Below are 2,890 nucleotides of genomic sequence, written 5' to 3'. Positions count from 1 at the left end.
AGTGCATGGAGACGGCGTCGCCGGTCGCCACGCCGCTGTCCAGGCGCACGCGCTGGGGGTCCAGGCCGGCGCCTTCCAGGTCCATGGCGAAGCGGGTCAGGGTGCCGGTGGCGGGCAGGAACTCCTGCTCCGGGTCCTCGGCGTAGAGCCGCGCCTCGAAGCTGTGACCGGTGATGGTCAATTCATCCTGCGCGAGGGGGAGCCGCTCGCCCATGGCCACGCGCAGCTGCCACTCGACCAGGTCCTGGCCGGTGATCATCTCGGTGACCGGGTGCTCTACCTGCAGGCGGGTGTTCATCTCCATGAAGTAGAACGACCCATCGGCATCGAGCAGGAACTCCACGGTACCGGCGCCCACGTAGCCGATCTCGCGGGCGGCGCGCACGGCGGCCTCGCCCATCTCGCGGCGCAGGCCCTCGTTCATGCCCGGGGCCGGGGCCTCCTCCAGCACCTTCTGGTGGCGGCGCTGCACGGAGCAGTCGCGCTCGAAGAGGTAGACGCCGTTGCCGTGGCTGTCGCAGAACACCTGGACCTCGACGTGGCGCGGCTGGGTCAGGTACTTCTCGATCAGCATGCGCTGGTCGCCGAAGGCGGCCTGGGACTCGCGGCGGCAGCCGTCCAGGGCGGCCTGGAAGCCGGCGGCGGACTCCACCACGCGCATGCCCTTGCCGCCGCCACCGGCGCTGGCCTTGAGCAGCACCGGGTAGCCGATCTTGTCGGCCTCGGCCTTGAGCAGGGCGTCGTCCTGGTCGTCGCCGTGGTAGCCGGGCACCAGCGGCACGCCGGCGTTGGCCATGCGCGCCTTGGCGGCGGACTTGTCGCCCATGGCGGCGATGGCCGAGGCGGGCGGGCCGACGAAGACGATGCCGGCCTGGTCGAGGGCCTCGACGAAGGCGCCGTTCTCGGAGAGGAAGCCGTAGCCGGGATGGATGGCGCCGGCGCCGCTGCGCTGGGCGGCCTCCACCACGGCCTCGACCTTGAGGTAGCTCTCGCGGGCCGCGGCGGGGCCCAGGCGGATGGCCTCGTCGGCCTCGCGCACATGGCGGGCGTTGGCGTCGGCGTCGGAGTAGACGGCGACGGTGCGCAGCCCCATGGCACGCGCCGTGCGCATCACGCGGCAGGCGATCTCGCCGCGGTTGGCCACCAGCAGGGTGTCGAAGCGCTTGGCGTTGTGGGTCGTCTGGCTCATTGTCGGCGCTCCGTGTTCGAGGGGGAGTCGGGGGCCCAGGCAGGGCGACGCTTCTCGAAGAAGCTGGCGAGGCCCTCCTGGCCTTCATGGCTGACCCGCAGCTCGCTGATCACCCGGCAGGTATGATCGCGGGTCGTGTTGCTGTCGGGCTCGCGGGCCACCTCGGCGAGCAGCGCCTTGGTGGCGCGGCTGGCCTGGGGCGAGGTGGCGAGCAGGGTCTCGACCATGGCGTCCACCGCCTCGTCCAGGGCATCCGGCGCGACCACCCGGTGGACCAGGTCCAGCCGCTCGGCGGTGGCAGCGTCCATGACCTCGGCGGTCAGGGCGTAGCGGCGCATCTGGCGGGAGCCCACAGCGCGCTGCACATAGGGGCTGATCACCGCCGGCGAGAGGCCGATCCTCACCTCGGAGAGGCAGAACTTCGCCTTCTCGGAGGCGATCACCACATCGCAGCAGGCGGCCAGGCCCACGGCGCCGCCGAAGGTGGCGCCCTGCACGCGGCACACGGTGGGGCAGGGCAGGGTGTCCAGGCCGTGCATCAGCGCCGAGAGCTCGCGGGAGTCCGCGAGGTTGTCCTCGAAGTCATAGTCGACCATGCGCTTCATCCAGTTCAGGTCCGCCCCGGCGGAGAAGCTCTTGCCCTCGGAGCCCAGCACCAGCAGGCGCACCTCGCCGCGGCGGGCCAGCTCGCCGACGCGGCGCAGATGATCGTTGAGCTCGGCGATCAGGCTGTCGTCGAAGGCGTTGTGGACGTCCGGGCGCTCCAGGGTCAGCCAGGCCACGCCGCGGTCGTCGAGCTCCAATCTTGAGTAGGAAGGGGTATCTGACATCTCGAACCTCTTTCGAATAGCTGTAAGCTATAAGCTGCGAGCTGTAAGAAACCCCTCGAGTCCAGACATACGCGCTGATGTCCCGACGTATCACTTACGGCTTACAGCTTACGGCTCCACGCGGAGCGTGGGACTACATCCTGAACACGCCGAAGCGGGTCTCTTCCACGTCGGCATTCATGGCAGCGGCCAGCGACAGGCCGAGGATCTCGCGCGTCTGCAGCGGGTCGATCACGCCGTCGTCCCACAGCCGCGCGCTGGCGTAGTAGGGGTGGCCCTGGTGCTCGTACTGCTCGCGGGTCGGCGCCTTGAAGGCCTCTTCTTCCTCCGCGGTCCACTCGCGGCCCTCGCGCTCGATCTGCTCGCGCTTGACCTGGGAGAGCACGCCGGCGGCCTGCTCGCCGCCCATCACCGAGATGCGCGCGTTGGGCCACATGAACAGCAGGTTGGGCTCAAAGGCGCGGCCGCACATGCCGTAGTTGCCGGCGCCGAAGCTGCCGCCGATCAGCACGGTGAACTTGGGCACCCTGGCGCAGGCCACCGCGGTGACCAGCTTGGCACCGTGCTTGGCGATGCCCTCGTGCTCGTACTTCGAGCCCACCATGAAGCCGGTAATATTTTGGAGGAAGATCAGCGGCACTTTCCTCTGCGCGCAAAGTTCGATGAAGTGCGCGCCCTTGACCGCCGACTCGGAGAACAGCACGCCGTTGTTGGCGACGATGCCCACCGGGTAGCCCTGGAGGTGGGCGAAGCCGGTGACCAGGGTGTCACCGTAGTAGCGCTTGAATTCGTCGAAGTCGGAGTCGTCGACGATGCGCGCGATCACCTCGCGCACGTCGTAGGGAAAACGGTATTCGCGCGACACGATGCC

At 69.1% G+C, this 2,890-nt stretch carries 3 protein-coding genes; all 3 read right to left on the bottom strand.

Annotation, left to right across the window (positions count from 1 at the left end; translation table 11 throughout):
- A partial coding sequence (locus RI841_RS15760; RefSeq protein WP_310706579.1) for a biotin carboxylase N-terminal domain-containing protein occupies positions 1 to 1,189 on the bottom strand: 1,189 nt, incomplete at its 3' end.
- The gene (locus RI841_RS15755) at positions 1,186 to 2,019 is read right to left on the bottom strand and encodes an enoyl-CoA hydratase-related protein (protein WP_310706578.1); all 834 of its coding nucleotides are present in this window, start codon (positions 2,017 to 2,019) and stop codon (positions 1,186 to 1,188) included. The genes RI841_RS15755 and RI841_RS15760, both read right to left, overlap by 4 nt.
- A 133-nt stretch (positions 2,020 to 2,152) precedes the next feature.
- Positions 2,153 to 2,890: carboxyl transferase domain-containing protein (locus RI841_RS15750; protein ID WP_310706577.1), on the bottom strand; the 738-nt coding region annotated here is incomplete at its 5' end.

This window comes from Halomonas sp. (genome assembly GCF_031581305.1).
Classification (GTDB): domain Bacteria; phylum Pseudomonadota; class Gammaproteobacteria; order Pseudomonadales; family Halomonadaceae; genus Halomonas.
The sequence above is the reverse complement of the archived record's forward strand: the minus strand, read 5'-3'. Positions and strand labels throughout refer to the sequence as shown.

Coding starts and splice junctions, on each gene's coding strand:
- RI841_RS15755 (WP_310706578.1), bottom strand. CDS start 2,019: ATGTCAGATACCCCTTCCTACTCAAGATTGGAGCTCGACGACCGCGGC.